The following is a 14,457-nucleotide window of genomic DNA, read 5'->3' as shown; positions in this document are numbered from 1 at the left end:
ACAGCGATGGAAATTGCCGCCCAAGGCCACGCCCTGTCGGAAATGCGACCTGTTTGCCCCCGCAATGAAAAACCCCGTCCCGGTTTCCCGGAACGGGGTTTCATGCATGACCGATGATCCGGTGAAACTGCTTACGTGTTCATTGAATCGAAGAAATCGGCGTTGGTCTTGGTCTGCTTCAGCTTGTCTATCAGGAACTCGATCGCGTCGGTGGTTCCCATCGGCGCCAGGATGCGGCGCAGGACGAAGATCTTCTGCAGATCCTGCTTGGAGACCAGCAGGTCCTCCTTGCGGGTGCCTGACTTCAAGATGTCCATGGCCGGGTAGATGCGCTTGTCGGCGACCTTGCGGTCGAGCTGGATTTCGCAGTTGCCGGTGCCCTTGAACTCTTCGAAGATGACTTCGTCCATGCGGCTGCCGGTGTCGATCAGCGCGGTGGCGATGATCGTCAGCGAGCCGCCTTCCTCGATGTTGCGGGCCGCGCCGAAGAAGCGCTTCGGCCGCTGCAGCGCGTTGGCGTCGACACCGCCGGTCAGCACCTTGCCGGAGGACGGCACAACGGTGTTGTAGGCACGGCCGAGGCGGGTGATCGAATCGAGCAGAATAACGACGTCGCGGCCATGCTCGACCAGGCGCTTGGCCTTTTCGATGACCATTTCGGCGACCTGGACGTGGCGCACCGCCGGTTCGTCAAAGGTCGAGGACACGACCTCGCCCTTCACCGAACGCTGCATGTCGGTCACTTCTTCTGGCCGTTCGTCGATCAGAAGTACGATCAGATAGCATTCCGGATGATTGGCCGTGATCGAGTGGGCGATATTCTGCATCAGCACCGTTTTACCGGTACGCGGCTGCGCGTTGATGAGCGCGCGCTGTCCCTTGCCGATCGGCGCCACCAGGTCGATCACCCGCGACGAGATGTCCTTGCCGGTCGGATTGTCGATCTCCATCTTCAGCCGCTTGGTCGGATAGAGCGGCGTCAGATTGTCGAAATGGATCTTGTGACGGATCTTTTCGGGATCGTCGAAATTGATCGTGTTGACCTTGAGAAGGGCGAAATAGCGCTCGCCCTCTTTTGGGCTGCGGATCGGCCCTTCGACGGTATCGCCGGTCTTCAAGGAGAAGCGGCGGATCTGCGAGGGCGAGATGTAGATATCGTCGGGACCCGGCAGATAATTGGCGTTGGCTGAGCGCAGGAAGCCGAAACCGTCCTGCAGCAACTCGACCACACCATCGCCGATGATCTCGACGTCCTGGGCGGCCAGTTTCTTCAGGATGGCAAACATCAGTTCCTGCTTGCGCATGACGCTGGCGTTTTCCACTTCGAGCGATTCGGCATAGGCGATCAGCTCTGGCGGCTTCTTGTTCTTGAACTCTGCGAGTTTCATTTCTTGCATAGACGGACTCTGAATCTGCTTTGGGGAAAATATATCGGCTGGATGCGATAAATGCCGGGCGCGGCCGAAAGCAATCAAGGGCGGCGCATGACGGGAAGGAAGACCCGTCTTTTATCGTCGGTCGGGGGAAAGAGCAAGCTGCGTTTTGTCGACCGAAATGGGCCTAGAACGGCTTGACGACAACCAGGATGACGATGACGATCATCAGCAATGTGGGGATCTCGTTGACGATTCGCCAGTGCCGCGCCGGTTTTTCATTGCGGTCCTCGGCGAATTTCCTGACAGCACCGGCCAGATAGCCATGCACGCCCGACAGCAACAGCACCAAGCCCATCTTGGCGTGCAGCCAGCCGCCGTGAAAGCCAAACACTTTCCAGGCAAGCCAAAGCCCGAACACCCAGGTGACAATCATCGCCGGATTGATGATGCCGCGCAGCAGACGCCGCTCCATCACCTTGAAGGTCTCCGATTGGACGGACCCCTTCTCTGCGTCGGCGTGGTAGACCAGCAATCGCGGCAGATAGAGCATGCCGGCCATCCAGGAGATGACGGCCAGGATATGGATTGCCTTCGCCCAGGGATAGAAACCCTCAGGCGCAAAGAAAAACAAAAGTGCGGTGAGAACAACCAGCACTCCGATGCCGATGGTCATGCGCATCATCGCCCCACGAGTGCTGTTGCCGCCCGTATTATCCGATTGAGCCATCAGCGTGTCGCGCTCCGCACCTGCTTCACCATCGCCTCGACATGCGCCACCGGCGTCTCCGGCGTAATGCCATGGCCGAGATTGAAGATCAGCGGTCCGTCGCCCAGCGCCTTGAGGATCGCATCGACGCCGTCCGACAGGGCTTTGCCGCCAGCCACAAGCCGCAAGGGATCGAGATTGCCCTGGACCGCACCTGAATGCTGCAGTTCGTTCGCAGCCGACAGGGGCACGGTCCAGTCGATCCCCAGCCCCGTCACCCCGGTCTTCTCACGATAGGTCTCGTAGCGGGCGCCGGCGCCCTTGGGAAAGCCTATGATCGGAACATCGCGATGAACCGCACGAACTTGCCTGACGATCTCCGCCACCGGTTGCACGCAGAACTGCTCGAAAGACGCATCATCAAGCACGCCGGACCAGGAATCGAAAATCTGCACCACGTCGGCACCGGCTTCGATCTGGCGGATCAAATAGGCCGCGGAGTGATCGGCGAGCACTTTCAGGAGATGCTTGAAGGCCGTCGGTTCGCGATAGGCAAACAGCCGCGCCGGCGCTTGGTCGGGTGTGCCGTGGCCGGCGATCATGTAGGTCGCCACCGTCCACGGCGCGCCGCAGAAGCCGATCAGCGTGGTCTCGTCAGGCAATCTTGCCCGCAGCCGGCGAACCGTCTCGTAGACCGGTTCGAGATTCACGTGAAACGTTTCGCCGTTGAGAGCCGAAATCTCAGCTGCAGTGATTGGCGTCAGCAGCGGCCCGCGGCCCTCCTCGAAGCGGACATCGCGCCCCAGCGCATGCGGCACGACCAGAATGTCCGAGAACAGGATCGAGGCATCGAAGCCAAAGCGCTCGATCGGCTGCAGCGTCACCTCAACGGCCAGATCAGGATTGTAGCAAAGATCGAGGAAGGACCCGGCGCGCTTTCTGGTCTCGCGGTACTCCGGCAGATAGCGCCCGGCCTGGCGCATCATCCAGAGCGGCGGCGGAAACACTGCCTCGCCTCTCAGCACGTCCAGCACGATGCGGTTCTCGGGCATTGAGCGCTCTCTTCCCTGCCTTCTCTATAATTAAATAGTCTATTTCTAGAATCTTCTGATGATTCTAAGAGTCTGTTGGTATCGGTGGTTGTCACCTGTCCCGCTTTGCCCTGGAAAAGGCCAGCCAGCATTTTGTCGCGTGTTTCTTCCGCGGGATTGGCAAAGAGTGTGGATGACCAGGATTCCATCACTGGAGTCAATGGTTTGGCGTAGCAGCTGAAAAACCGCCTCTGTGGATGAAGCGCTGGCAAAAACGCCCGTCCCCAGATTTGTCCCCAGCCGCACCGTGGAGCTGACAGCGCATTGAATTGTGGACAACTGGCCTTCTGATACAGTCGCCTCCAGCCGGTCGCCTTTGCGGTCCCTATTTATCCACACAAGCCCACAGCCTGAGGCGCCCCCTGTGAACAAACCCCAGAGCTTCTTTCATCTGCACCTGATTTCCGACGCCACCGGCGAGACGCTGCTGGCGGCCGGCCGAGCCGCCTCGGCGCAATATAAGGATGCGCGAGCCATCGAGCATATCTATCCGCTCATCCGCACCGAAAAGCAGGTGGCGAAAGTCTTCGAGGACATAGAGGAGGAACCGGGCATCATCCTCTACACCGTCGTCGACCAGAAGCTGGCGCGCGGCATTGACGAGCGCTGCGCCACCATGGGGCTGCCCTGTGTTTCGGTGCTGGAGCCGGTCCTCACCGTCTTCCAGTCCTATCTTGGCACGCCGGCCGGCCGCCGCGTCGGCGCCCAGCATGTGCTCGACGCCGAATATTTCCACCGTATCGACGCACTCAATTTCACCATGGAGCATGATGACGGCCAGCTGCCGCTCAATATGGACGACGCGGATGTGGTGCTGATCGGCATTTCCAGGACATCGAAGACGCCGACCAGCATCTATCTCGCCAACCGCGGCATCAAGACCGCCAACATCCCGATCGTGCTCGGCGTGCCGGTGCCCGAAAGCCTGGTCGCTGCCACCAAGCCGCTGATCGTCGGGCTGATCGCCACCGCCGAACGCATCTCGCATGTCCGGCAGAACCGCGTGCTCGGCAACAGCAGCACCTACGAAGCGACCGATTATGTCGACCGTGCCTCGATCGCCGAAGAGCTCGCCTATGCCCGCCAGATCTGCACCCGCCACAATTGGCCGATGATAGACGTCAGCCGCCGCTCGATCGAAGAGACCGCGGCAGCCATTGTTGCCCTGCGGGGGAAGAATAGATGATGGGATGGCAACGCGACCTCCTGCCCCGATCAACCACTATCGACCAGGCCCAGAACCCATGACCGAAAAAATCATCCTCGCCTCCGGCAGCCCGTTCCGCAAAGCAATGCTCATCAATGCCGGGCTCGGCATCGAAGCGGTGCCTGCCGATGTCGACGAGCGTGCGCTCGAGGCGCCGTTGCAGGACAGCGGTGTGTCGCCGGAAGATGTCGCCCTGATACTCGCCGAAGCCAAGGCGACCGAGGTCAGCGAACGCAGACCGGGCGCCCTGGTGCTCGGCTGCGACCAGACTTTGTCACTGGGAGATGAAGTGTTCCACAAGCCGGCCGACATGGAAGGCGCCCGCCGCCATCTGCTGGCGCTGTCGGGCAAGACGCATCAGCTGAACAGCGCCGCCGTGCTCTGCCGCAACGGCAAGGTGCTGTGGCGTCACGTCGGCATCGCCAGCCTTACCATGCGCAAGCTCGATCCGGCCTTCGTCGGCCGGCACCTGGCCCGCGTCGGCGCCAAGGCGTTGTCGAGCGTCGGCGCCTACCAGATCGAGGGCGAAGGCATCCAGCTGTTCGAAAAGATCGAAGGCGATTATTTCACCATTGTCGGCCTGCCGCTGTTACCGGTGCTGGCGGAATTGCGTGCGCTCGGAGCCATCGATGGTTGAGAAAAAAGCTTTCGTCACCGGCCATCCGATCGCGCATTCGCGCTCGCCGAAGATCCACGGCTATTGGCTGAACACATACGGCATCGACGGCAGCTATCATGCGATCGATGTCGCGCCGGCCGATTTTCCCGAGTTCCTCTCTTCCCTCCAGGCCAATGGCTATCAGGGCGGCAACGTCACCATTCCACACAAGGAAGTCGCCTTCGCCCGGGTCGAGCGCCGCGACGAGGCGGCGGAGATGATCGGCGCGGTCAACATGCTGTGGCTGGACGACGGCGTGCTGTGGGGCGGCAATTCGGACTGGATCGGCTTTGCCGGCAATCTCGACGAGCATGCCCGGGGCTGGGAGAGAAACGCTCCGGCCGTGGTGCTCGGCGCCGGTGGCGCGTCGCGCGCGGTCATCCACGCGCTTAAATCGCGCGGCATCAAAGATATCCGCATCGTCAACCGCACATTGGCGCGGGCGCAGGAACTCGCCGACCGCTTCGGGGCCGGCGTCTCGGCGCATGGCGCGGTCGGCGACTTGCTTGGCGATGCCGGCTTGCTGATCAACACGACGGCACTTGGCATGCATGGCGATGCGACGCTGGCCGCCGATCCGGCCGGCCTGCCAGCTCACGCCATTGTCGCAGACATCGTCTATGTGCCGCTGGAAACACCGCTGCTTGCCGCTGCCCGCGCGAGAAACTTGAAGACGGTCGACGGGCTCGGCATGCTGTTGCACCAGGCTGTGCCCGGTTTCGAACGCTGGTTCGGCAAGAAGCCGCAGGTCACGCCTGAGTTGCGACAGATGATCGTCGCCGACATCGTCGCCAAATGATGGGTCGCAAATGATGGGCGCAAAATGATGATCGTGCTTGGCCTCACCGGGTCGATCGGCATGGGCAAGTCGACGACGGCGAAAATGTTCGTCGACGCCGGCGTGCCGGTGCATGACTCCGACGAGACCGTGCATCGCCTCTATGCCGGCAAGGCAGCACCTCTCGTCGAGGCGGCCTTTCCCGGCACCGTGATTGCCGGTTCGGTCGACCGCACCGAGTTGGCGCGCCGCGTGCTCGGCAACGCTGCTGCGCTGAAGACATTGGAGGCGATCGTCCATCCGCTGGTGCGGGCCGATGCCGATGCCTTTCTGGCAAGGCACCGCGCCGCCGCCGCGCCGCTCGTCGTGCTCGACATTCCGCTGCTGTTCGAAACCGGCGGCCGCAACCGTGTCGACAAGGTCGTCGTCGTCACCGCGCCGGCCAATATCCAGCGCGCCCGCGTGCTGGCGCGTCCTGATATGAGCGAGGAAAAGCTGGCGGCCATCCTGGCCAAGCAGGTGCCCGATGCCGAAAAACGCCGGCAGGCCGATTTCGTCATCGACACCGGTGAAGGCATGGACGCCGCCCGCAGCGCGGTCGGCGCGATCATTGCCGAGCTCTCAGGGCGCTGAGCTCGCCTGCTAACTCCTGGGGGATAAGTCGCGCCCATAAGGCTCCTGACGGCAGGCTGTCGGCATTGCCCATTGCCATTTTGTTGCGCTCCATGATTCTACTCCTCCAGGAGTGAGTTGATTCTATGCGTGAGATCATTTTCGATACCGAAACCACCGGACTCGACATGCGCGACGACCGCATCATCGAGCTTGGCGGCGTCGAGCTGGTCAACCGCTTCCCGACCGGCCGCACCTTCCACAAATTCATCAATCCGCAGGGGCGCGCCGTCCATGTCGAGGCGCAAGCCGTGCACGGCATCAGCGCCGCCGACCTCGTCGGCAAGCCGACCTTTGCCGAAATCGCCGAGGAATGGCTCGCCTTCACCGACGGCGCCAAGCTCGTCGCCCACAACGCCAATTTCGACATCGGCTTCCTCAACACGGAATTCGGGCGGCTCGGCCAGCCGGCCATAGACACCGGGCGCGTCGTCGACACGCTGGCGCTGGCGCGGCGCAAGCATCCGATGGGCCCCAATTCGCTCGACGCGCTCTGCCGCCGCTACGGCATCGACAACGGCCACCGCACCAAGCACGGCGCGCTGCTCGATTCCGAGCTCCTGGCCGAGGTCTACATCGAACTCATCGGCGGCAAGCAGGCCGCACTTGTCCTCGACGCGGTCGTGGTGCAGCTCAACAGCAATGGCGACGTTGCCGACATCGACATCTCGATCGCCGCCAGGCCAATCGCCCTGCCGCCGCGCCTGACTGAGGGCGAGCGAGCGGCGCATGCGGGGCTGGTGGCGACGCTGGGTGAAAAGGCGCTGTGGCTGAAGGTGGCGGCGGGGTGAACGGATCGCGGAGGTAGCGTTCCGTCACACCCCTCTCTGGCCTGCCGGCCATCTCCCCCTCAAGGGGGGAGATCAGCAGCTTCGCCGCTCCAGCCCATTCCTGCAACGTCTAAAGTTGGCGAAGGTCGCGATGAGGGGGAGATGCCTGGCAAGGCAGAGGGGGTGCTGTCCCGCCAGCATCTCAGTATACAAAAAGCCCGGCACGAAGCCGGGCTTTCAACTCATGCGCGTGACGCTTGCCTTCAGCTCACCTTGACCTTCGATGCCGCCTGGTCCTCGGCCAGCTTCTGCTGGAACATCTGGGCAAAATCGATCGGGTCGAGCATCAACGGCGGGAAGCCGCCATTGCGGGTGGCTTCGGCGATGATCTGGCGGGCGAACGGGAACAAAAGCCGCGGGCATTCGATGAACAGGATCGGCAGCATGTGCTCCTGCGGGAAGCCGGCGATGGCGAAGACGCCGCCATAGACCAGTTCGACATTGAACAGCACTTCCTGGTCGAAGGACGCCTTGGCGTTCAAGGTCAGATTGACGTCGAACTGCTTGTCGGAGAGCGGGTTGGCATTGACATTGACGTTGATCGCAATGCCTGGGGCCTTGTCGCGGCCGCGCAGCGAGTTCGGCGCGCCGGGGCTTTCGAAGGACAGGTCCTTCACATACTGGGCAAGCACGTTGAGCGAGGGCTGCGCCGTTTCGCCGTTGCCGTTGGCGGCGCCGACCGGCGCGTCATCTTTGCTGGCCATGAGCCTTGTTCCTTTTGCCTGGACAGCAGCGCTGACCGAATTGAAATCGGGCGTTGGCTAGCATGGTCGGCAAGACAAGACAAGGTTTGCCGCCTTCAGGCCGAAAGGGGTCAATAGTCAGTCGTTGGCAAGGTGACGTTCAGTCGTCCTTCAGGCGGCGCCACGGCGAGTTATGGTCGGGACCGCGCTTGAAATCGTCCTCGCGCGAATAGTCGCGGTCGTCGAGGTCGATGACCTTGTCACGCGACCTGCCGCGAAAACCGCCGGCGGTGAAATCGGTCGCGACGACGATGCGGCCCTTGAGCCTGCGCCAGGCAAGGTCGCGCACCGGCGGCAGGAACAGCAGCAGGCCGACAATATCGGTGATGAAGCCGGGGATGATCAACAGGATCGCGGCGACCACGATCATGGCGCCATGCGCGAGCTGGCGGCTGGGGTCGCCGCCGCCGGCCATCTCGGCGCGGACCCGCGCCATGACGCCAAAACCCTGGTGCCGGAGCAGAAGCACGCCGGCAATGCTTGAAGCCAGCACCAGACCGACCGTCGCCAGCGCCCCGACCTCGCGGCCGACAATGACGAAACCGGCGATTTCCAGCAGCGGCAGCGCAAGCAGGAACAGAGGAAGGAAGGAAATGCGCAAGTCTTGACCGATCGTTTCCATGTTTGCCGGGCGGCGCATAATCGCCGCTGGCACTGAGGCCGTTAGATAGGTATGCCTGCCTTTGATTTGAATGATTGCGCCATGCGTTCTATATGCTTTGCATGTTTAACGCCATGCGACCGCCGCCCGATTGGCTGGCGGTCCCGGCCAGGTCAGGGATTGATTGGCGAAAGATATGGGATTCTTCGACTTCGGCACCATTTTCTTTCTGATTGCGGCGGTGGTGATCTTTTTCCAGCTGCGCAACGTGCTTGGCCGCCGCACGGGCAGCGAGCGCCCGCCCTTCGATCCGTACACGGCCAGCCGCACCGAGAAGGACGCGACCCAGAAGCCCGAAAATGTGGTTTCGCTGCCACGCAAGCGCATGCCGGGCGAGACGGCTGCCGAGACCTATGCGGCCATCGATGCCTTCGCCAAGCCCGACACCGACCTCAACAAGGGCCTGCGCGCGATCAAGGACAATGATCCCTCCTTCGACCCCAAAGTCTTCGTCGACGGCGCCAAGATGGCTTATGAGATGATCGTCATGGCCTATGCCGATGGCGACCGAAAAACGCTGAAGAACCTGTTGTCGCGCGAGGTTTTTGACGGCTTCGTTGCCGCGATTGGCGACCGCGAGGCGAAAGCCGAAAAGATCCAGTCCTCCTTCGTCGGCATCGACAAGGCCGACATCGTCTCGGCCGAGATGAAGGGCAGCGAGGCCCACATCACGCTGCGCATCGTGAGCGAACTGATTTCGGCGACCCGCGACAAGGCGGGTGCCGTCATCGATGGCGATCCCGAGACGGTGGCCGAGGTCAAGGATGTCTGGACCTTCGCCCGCGACACACGCTCGCGCGATCCAAACTGGAAGCTGGTCGCCACCGAGGAAGAAGACTGAGCCTATGCATGTCGCCCGGTGCGGGCAGCTTTTTTGGGATAGCGACATGCAGGCAAACATCGGCAGTGGCGAGGCTGAGGTGTCGCTCTCGCCGCTTTTCGTGGAAAAGTCCTTCGATGATCTTCCCGGTTGGAATTTCGATGACCATCTGCCCGCTTTCGAAGCCTTCCGCCGTTCGGCCTTTCATGTCCTGAACAAGCCCTACCGCACCGGTTCGTTGGGCGTCCGGTTCGACGCGTTTGCCGGCGCTTATGACGAGGCGCGCACCGTTTCGCCGGCGAATCGGTCGGCGGCCAAGGGTTTTTTCGAGCGCCATTTCGCCCCAGTCCAGATTCGATCCGAAAACCCCGGCCTGGTCACCGGCTTCTACGAGCCGGAGGTCGAGGCCTCACCAGTGCGCACGGATGAATTCACGGTGCCGCTGCTGGAGCGGCCTTCCGATCTCGTCGACATCGATGATGCCAACCGTCCTCGAGGGATGGACGACTATCTCGCCTTCGCCCGCGATACGCCGCAGGGCCTGGTGGAGTATTTCGACCGCAGTGAGATCGAGAGAGGCGCGCTGGCCGGCCAAGGCCTGGAAATCGCCTGGCTTGCCGACAAGGTCGACGTCTTCTTCATCCATGTGCAAGGTGCGGCCAGGCTGAAGATGACCGACGGCCGGCTTTGCCGCGTCACCTACGCCGCCAAATCCGGCCAACGTTTCAGCGGTCCGGGGAAGATTCTCGCCGAACTCGGCGAAATCCCACTGGAAAAAGTGACGATGCAGTCTATCCGCGCCTGGTTCAGGGCGCATCCGGATCGCGTCGACGAGATCCTCTGGCAGAACCGCTCCTATATCTTCTTTCGCGAAGCCGATGTCGACGATGCCGCACTCGGTCCTATCGCCGCCGCCAAGGTGCCGTTGACGCCGGGCCGTTCGCTCGCGGTCGACCGGCTGCTGCACACATTCGGTACCCCCTTCTACATCGACGCTCCGTCGCTGACCGCCTTCGACGGAAAACCGTTCCGGCGGCTGATGATTGCGCAGGACACCGGCTCGGCCATCACCGGACCGGCGCGGGGCGATCTGTTCGCCGGCTCCGGCGATGCGGCCGGCGAGATCGCCGGCGTCGTTCGCAATGCGGCCGATTTCTATGCCTTGGTTCCACGCGCTCTCGTTTCGGAATCGAATCGATGAGCAAGCGCCCCGATAAACTCAACGAAGACGACCGGGTGCTGTGGAACCTGGTGGCGCGCACCGCCCGACCGCTGAAGGGCCGGACCGCGGTCGAGATTCCCGACATCGTCGTCGACCCCAAGCCGGCACAGACGCCGGTCGCTGTCGGTCCGGTCCTCGCCGCCAAGCCGAAGGCGCAGCATGTATCGCACGCGCTGGACGAGCCGACATTGGACAAGCTGAAGAAGGGCCGGCTGCCGATCGAAGGCCGCGTCGATCTGCATGGCATGACCCAGGACGAGGCCTATTCGCTGCTGTTTTCGTTCCTGCACCGGGCCCATGCCGGCGGCATCCGCTATGTCCTCGTCATTACGGGAAAAGGGTCGTCGTCGGGCGGCGACGGCGTCTTGCGGCGCGCCGTGCCTGCCTGGCTGTCGACGCCTGCCTTCCGGCCGCTGGTCTCCAGCCACGATCACGCCGCCCGCAACCACGGCGGTTCGGGCGCGCTCTACGTTCGACTCAGGCGAACCCGCTGATGACGCCCTTCGGCGAAAAACTGCGGGCGCTTCGAGCCGAGCGCGGCTTGCGCCAGAAGGACATGGCGCAGGCGATCGGAGTCAGCGCCGCCTATTTGTCGGCGCTGGAACATGGCCGCCGTGGCGCGCCGACCTGGACGCTGATCCAGAAGATCATCGGCTATTTCAACGTCATCTGGGACGATGCCGAAGAGCTGGCGCGTCTGGCCGAGGCCTCACATCCGCGGGTGAGACTCGATACGTCCGGCCTCAGTCCTGCCGCCACCGAGTTGGCCAATCTCCTGGCCGAAAACATCGAGAAGCTGGACGAAGCCGAGCTTGCCCGCATCACCGCGTCGATCCGGGCCGCACTGGAGCGGCGAGAGTAATCCGGTAAGCGATGCCAAGGCGCAAGGTTTGCTTGCGCTGTTCCTGAAAGCGATGCCCGCCGGCCGATAGCCAGCGGGCATATGTCACGATTACTTCGCGCCGGCCTGGCCGCCACGGCCGCCAGTGCTGTCATGATCGCCGCCGCGACCGCCACCCAGGCAGTCCGAGGTGAGATCGCAACAGCGATTGCCCCACTGGTTGTTCTTGGCGCAGCCGGTCTGGTCGGCCATAGCGGATCCGGCCAGGGACGATACCGCGATGGCGGCGAGGAAAGCATTACGCAGGAAAGCAGTCATTTGAAGTCTCCATGGTTGGGTTTCTGTTTACGGCTGTGTGTCGCCGCTGGAGACGGTTTGGTTCACGCAGGTAGCGAAATTTTTTGAGGAGGCGTTTCGAGAGATAAGATTTCGAGGGCAGCGCTGCCCTCATCCGCCTGCCGGCACCTTCTCCCCGTAGTGACGGGGGAAGGGAGATAGCCGCTGCGCCGGCACCTATTCCGCAGCGTTGATGGGGGCGGCGCTGACTCATCCTGAAGATGGCGCGCGGGCCGATATCCCGCTCGTTCGAAAGCGTCGTGTCCTTACTGAACCGCGCCGACCAGTACCTGCTGGCCGCCGCGGATCGAGACCCAGCGGCCGGTGTTGTCGATGGCCTGCCGCTTGAGGAAGCGATAGCCGGTGGCGTCCCAGATCTTCACCTTGTCGGTCAGATTGTCGAGGACGTAGTCGCCCTTGTCGGTGCGCACGGTCAGCACGGCATGGCCTTCGCCGTCCGGCTTGCGCACGACGGTGATCAAGAGATCGGCCAGCGACACGCCAGAGCGCGAGAGCTGGCGGCGCTTTTCCAGCACATAGTCTTCGCAATCGCCGACGCCCTTGTCGGGATAGGCCCAGACCTCGTCCTTGCCATAGATGTCGTAGTCGCTCATCGGCTTGACGGCGGCGTTGACCCTTGACGTCACGTTGATCAGCTTGCGCATGAAGGCGTCGGTCATCGCGGCGGGGTTGAGGTTGCTCGGCCGGATCGAGCATTCGCCGGGCTGGGTTTTACAGAAATCATAGTGGCCGATCGGCTGCGAGGTCATGCCGCCCGTCGCCATGGCGCCGCCTGCAAGTGCCGGCACTGCCCAGCACGCAGAGATCGCCAGCCCTGCTGCCGCCCACAAGCGCAGCGTCCGTGCCATCGGTGAGGAAGTCATTGTCCCCGTTCGCCCTTGTTGTTAATGAAAGGTTAAAGGGGATTTACACTCCGTGTCAATTATCGGGGGAGCCAGATTCTTCGGCATGGTTACCCGCGCCCGCCCAACAGCGTCTATTGTGCAACAGAACGCCTGTGGCGCGCAAAATCGCCCCGCTTTTGCGGGCAATGCACGCTGCAGCCGGATCGAGCCTCAGCCTTTGGCGGAGCGGACCAGCTTGGGTTTCACCGCTACCCGTGTTTGGCGGCCGTAGCTTGTGATGAAATCGACGATGCGCGGCACGATTTCCGAGCGGAATCGCGACCCGTTGAAGACGCCGTAATGGCCGACGGCCGGCTGCATGTAATGCGCATGCCGGTCAGCCGGGATGTTGGGGCAGAGATCGTGGGCGGCCTGGGTCTGGCCGAGACCGGAAATGTCGTCGTTCTCGCCTTCGACCGTGAACAGCGCGACATTGCGGATCGCCTTGGTGTCGACCACCTCGCCGCGATGCGTCATCTCGCCCTTGGGCAGCGCATGGCGCACGAACACCGTGTCGACGGTCTGCAGATAGAATTCCGCCGTCAGGTCCATCACCGCCAGATATTCGTCGTAGAAATCGCGGTGCTTCTCGGCATTGTCGCCGTCATGCTTGACCAGATGCATGAAGAAGTCCTTGTGGGCGGTGATGTGGCGGTCGAGGTTCATGCTCATGAAGCCCGACAGCTGCAGGAAGCCCGGATAGACTTCGCGGCCGAAGCCCGGCACCGGCCAGGGCGCGTGCATGATGACGTTGTCGCGGAACCAGTCGATGCCCTTTTCCTTGGCCAGCAGATTGACCGCGGTCGGATTGCGGCGTGTGTCGATCGGCCCGCCCATCAAGGTCATGGTCGAGGGCACGAAGGGATCGCCGCGCTTTTCCATCAGCGCCACCGCCGCCAGCACCGGCACCGAAGGCTGGCACACCGCCATCACATGGGTGTCCGGCCCCAGCGCATGCAGCATGTCGATGATGTAGTCGATATAATCGTCGAGGTCGAAATGGCCGTCGGTCACCGGAACCATGCGGGCATCGACCCAGTCGGTGATGTGCACGTCGGCATAGGGCAGCATCGCCTCGACCGTGCCGCGCAGCAGCGTCGCATAATGGCCCGACATCGGCGCCACAATGAGAAGCTTGGGGTCGGCCTTGCGCCCGGCGGGCACCGACCGCTCGAAGCGGGTGAGATTGCAGAACGGCCGCGACCACACGGTCTTTTCGCTGACCTCGACGCTCTTCCAGTCGACCACGGTCTTGCTCAGGCCGAAATGCGGCTTGCTGTAGCGGCGCGTTGTGCGCTCGAACAGTTCGGCCGTGGCGGCGACCGAGCGGCCCCACGGCGTATGCGAAAACGGATTGAGCGGGTTGGTGTAGAACAGCCGCACTGCATCGGCATAAAGCCGCGCGGGCTGCAGGGCGGCATGGTTCATTTCGTAGAGCTGGTAGAACATCAGGTACTCCGCAGCTGCCGTGACCGAAGGGACGACGGACAGCGCCGAGCCTTGAATGTCTCGCGCGGAGGTTAACAAGATATTGCTGCGATGCAATACGTCACGTGGCGTGACATATGCCAATCTTCCGTCCAAGGCATTGAGAAACCGCGTTGGGCGGGT

The 14,457-nt window shown here is 62.5% G+C and carries 17 protein-coding genes; 9 read left to right on the top strand and 8 right to left on the bottom strand.

The genetic code is table 11. The features are described 5' to 3' along the window. Positions 1–131: 131 nt before the first annotated feature. From rho to hemE, 3 genes are all read right to left on the bottom strand, one after another. Positions 132–1,397 (bottom strand): transcription termination factor Rho, encoded by a 1,266-nt coding sequence (gene rho / locus X771_RS154955; protein WP_023672113.1) that lies wholly within the window; start codon positions 1,395–1,397, stop codon positions 132–134. Between the two features lie 163 nt (positions 1,398–1,560). Continuing rightward, positions 1,561–2,103, bottom strand: a complete 543-nt coding sequence (gene hemJ / locus X771_RS154960; protein WP_023687595.1) for a protoporphyrinogen oxidase HemJ — start codon at positions 2,101–2,103, stop codon at positions 1,561–1,563. Further along, positions 2,103–3,134, bottom strand: a complete 1,032-nt coding sequence (gene hemE / locus X771_RS154965; RefSeq protein WP_023687594.1) for a uroporphyrinogen decarboxylase — start codon at positions 3,132–3,134, stop codon at positions 2,103–2,105. The genes hemJ and hemE overlap by 1 nt, the downstream gene beginning before the upstream one ends. A gap of 403 nt (positions 3,135–3,537) precedes the next feature. On the opposite strand from hemE, the gene X771_RS154970 reads away from it, so the two are divergent. From X771_RS154970 to dnaQ, 5 genes are all read left to right on the top strand, one after another. Further along, a complete protein-coding gene (locus X771_RS154970; protein WP_023687593.1) occupies positions 3,538–4,359 on the top strand; it encodes a pyruvate, water dikinase regulatory protein in 822 nt (273 codons plus the stop codon). 58 nt (positions 4,360–4,417) lie between these two features. Beyond that, a complete protein-coding gene (locus X771_RS154975) occupies positions 4,418–5,017 on the top strand; it encodes a Maf-like protein (RefSeq protein ID WP_023685039.1) in 600 nt (199 codons plus the stop codon). Further along, positions 5,010–5,837, top strand: coding sequence for a shikimate dehydrogenase (locus X771_RS154980; protein WP_023685038.1), 828 nt, complete (start codon positions 5,010–5,012; stop codon positions 5,835–5,837). Before X771_RS154975 ends, X771_RS154980 begins: the two co-directional genes overlap by 8 nt. 27 nt (positions 5,838–5,864) lie before the next feature. Further along, positions 5,865–6,449, top strand: coding sequence for a dephospho-CoA kinase (gene coaE, locus X771_RS154985; protein ID WP_023687592.1), 585 nt, complete (start codon positions 5,865–5,867; stop codon positions 6,447–6,449). Between the two features lie 125 nt (positions 6,450–6,574). After that, positions 6,575–7,279, top strand: a complete 705-nt coding sequence (dnaQ, locus tag X771_RS154990) for a DNA polymerase III subunit epsilon (RefSeq protein WP_023672106.1) — start codon at positions 6,575–6,577, stop codon at positions 7,277–7,279. Positions 7,280–7,521: 242 nt separating this feature from the next. On the opposite strand, the gene secB is transcribed toward dnaQ, so the two are convergent. Continuing rightward, positions 7,522–8,022, bottom strand: coding sequence for a protein-export chaperone SecB (gene secB, locus X771_RS154995; RefSeq protein WP_023672105.1), 501 nt, complete (start codon positions 8,020–8,022; stop codon positions 7,522–7,524). A gap of 139 nt (positions 8,023–8,161) precedes the next feature. After that, positions 8,162–8,662: an FxsA family protein gene (locus X771_RS155000; protein WP_023687591.1), complete on the bottom strand. Its 501-nt coding sequence runs from the start codon at positions 8,660–8,662 to the stop codon at positions 8,162–8,164. A gap of 196 nt (positions 8,663–8,858) precedes the next feature. On the opposite strand from X771_RS155000, the gene X771_RS155005 reads away from it, so the two are divergent. The 4 genes from X771_RS155005 to X771_RS155020 all read left to right on the top strand — a co-directional run bounded on the left by X771_RS155005 (position 8,859) and on the right by X771_RS155020 (position 11,626). After that, positions 8,859–9,563: a Tim44/TimA family putative adaptor protein gene (locus X771_RS155005; RefSeq protein WP_023687590.1), complete on the top strand. Its 705-nt coding sequence runs from the start codon at positions 8,859–8,861 to the stop codon at positions 9,561–9,563. 79 nt (positions 9,564–9,642) lie between these two features. After that, complete coding sequence (locus tag X771_RS155010; RefSeq protein WP_023687589.1) at positions 9,643–10,743, top strand: murein transglycosylase A; 1,101 nt, start codon at positions 9,643–9,645, stop codon at positions 10,741–10,743. Continuing rightward, positions 10,740–11,258, top strand: coding sequence for a Smr/MutS family protein (locus X771_RS155015; protein WP_023672101.1), 519 nt, complete (start codon positions 10,740–10,742; stop codon positions 11,256–11,258). The genes X771_RS155010 and X771_RS155015 overlap by 4 nt, the downstream gene beginning before the upstream one ends. Further along, positions 11,258–11,626, top strand: a complete 369-nt coding sequence (locus X771_RS155020; RefSeq protein ID WP_023687588.1) for a helix-turn-helix transcriptional regulator — start codon at positions 11,258–11,260, stop codon at positions 11,624–11,626. Before X771_RS155015 ends, X771_RS155020 begins: the two co-directional genes overlap by 1 nt. A 90-nt stretch (positions 11,627–11,716) precedes the next feature. Here X771_RS155020 and X771_RS155025 read toward each other — a convergent pair whose 3' ends face one another. The 3 genes from X771_RS155025 to X771_RS155035 all read right to left on the bottom strand — a co-directional run bounded on the left by X771_RS155025 (position 11,717) and on the right by X771_RS155035 (position 14,295). Then, positions 11,717–11,923: a hypothetical protein gene (locus tag X771_RS155025; RefSeq protein ID WP_023672099.1), complete on the bottom strand. Its 207-nt coding sequence runs from the start codon at positions 11,921–11,923 to the stop codon at positions 11,717–11,719. Positions 11,924–12,207: 284 nt separating this feature from the next. Then, entirely contained in the window at positions 12,208–12,825 is a 618-nt protein-coding gene (locus tag X771_RS155030) for a transglutaminase-like cysteine peptidase (RefSeq protein ID WP_023672098.1), read from the bottom strand. 192 nt (positions 12,826–13,017) lie between these two features. Then, positions 13,018–14,295 carry a polyhydroxyalkanoate depolymerase gene (locus X771_RS155035; RefSeq protein ID WP_023687587.1) on the bottom strand — a complete coding sequence of 426 codons (1,278 nt, stop codon included), beginning with the start codon at positions 14,293–14,295 and terminating at the stop codon, positions 13,018–13,020. Between the last annotated feature and the right edge of the window lie 162 nt (positions 14,296–14,457).

Origin of the sequence: Mesorhizobium sp. LSJC269B00 (genome assembly GCF_000502815.1) — a bacterium.
Taxonomy (GTDB): Bacteria; Pseudomonadota; Alphaproteobacteria; order Rhizobiales; family Rhizobiaceae; genus Mesorhizobium.
This window is presented reverse-complemented; position numbering and strand designations above follow the sequence as displayed.

What these genes read in the sequence shown, in the direction of transcription:
- rho (WP_023672113.1), bottom strand. Translation starts at nt 1,397, where the DNA reads ATGCAAGAAATGAAACTCGCAGAGTTCAAGAACAAGAAGCCGCCAGAG.
- hemJ (WP_023687595.1), bottom strand. Translation starts at nt 2,103, where the DNA reads ATGGCTCAATCGGATAATACGGGCGGCAACAGCACTCGTGGGGCGATG.
- hemE (WP_023687594.1), bottom strand. Translation starts at nt 3,134, where the DNA reads ATGCCCGAGAACCGCATCGTGCTGGACGTGCTGAGAGGCGAGGCAGTG.
- X771_RS154975 (WP_023685039.1), top strand. Translation starts at nt 4,418, where the DNA reads ATGACCGAAAAAATCATCCTCGCCTCCGGCAGCCCGTTCCGCAAAGCA.
- X771_RS154980 (WP_023685038.1), top strand. Translation starts at nt 5,010, where the DNA reads ATGGTTGAGAAAAAAGCTTTCGTCACCGGCCATCCGATCGCGCATTCG.
- coaE (WP_023687592.1), top strand. Translation starts at nt 5,865, where the DNA reads ATGATCGTGCTTGGCCTCACCGGGTCGATCGGCATGGGCAAGTCGACG.
- dnaQ (WP_023672106.1), top strand. Translation starts at nt 6,575, where the DNA reads ATGCGTGAGATCATTTTCGATACCGAAACCACCGGACTCGACATGCGC.
- secB (WP_023672105.1), bottom strand. Translation starts at nt 8,022, where the DNA reads ATGGCCAGCAAAGATGACGCGCCGGTCGGCGCCGCCAACGGCAACGGC.
- X771_RS155005 (WP_023687590.1), top strand. Translation starts at nt 8,859, where the DNA reads ATGGGATTCTTCGACTTCGGCACCATTTTCTTTCTGATTGCGGCGGTG.
- X771_RS155015 (WP_023672101.1), top strand. Translation starts at nt 10,740, where the DNA reads ATGAGCAAGCGCCCCGATAAACTCAACGAAGACGACCGGGTGCTGTGG.
- X771_RS155020 (WP_023687588.1), top strand. Translation starts at nt 11,258, where the DNA reads ATGACGCCCTTCGGCGAAAAACTGCGGGCGCTTCGAGCCGAGCGCGGC.
- X771_RS155025 (WP_023672099.1), bottom strand. Translation starts at nt 11,923, where the DNA reads ATGACTGCTTTCCTGCGTAATGCTTTCCTCGCCGCCATCGCGGTATCG.
- X771_RS155030 (WP_023672098.1), bottom strand. Translation starts at nt 12,825, where the DNA reads ATGACTTCCTCACCGATGGCACGGACGCTGCGCTTGTGGGCGGCAGCA.
- X771_RS155035 (WP_023687587.1), bottom strand. Translation starts at nt 14,295, where the DNA reads ATGTTCTACCAGCTCTACGAAATGAACCATGCCGCCCTGCAGCCCGCG.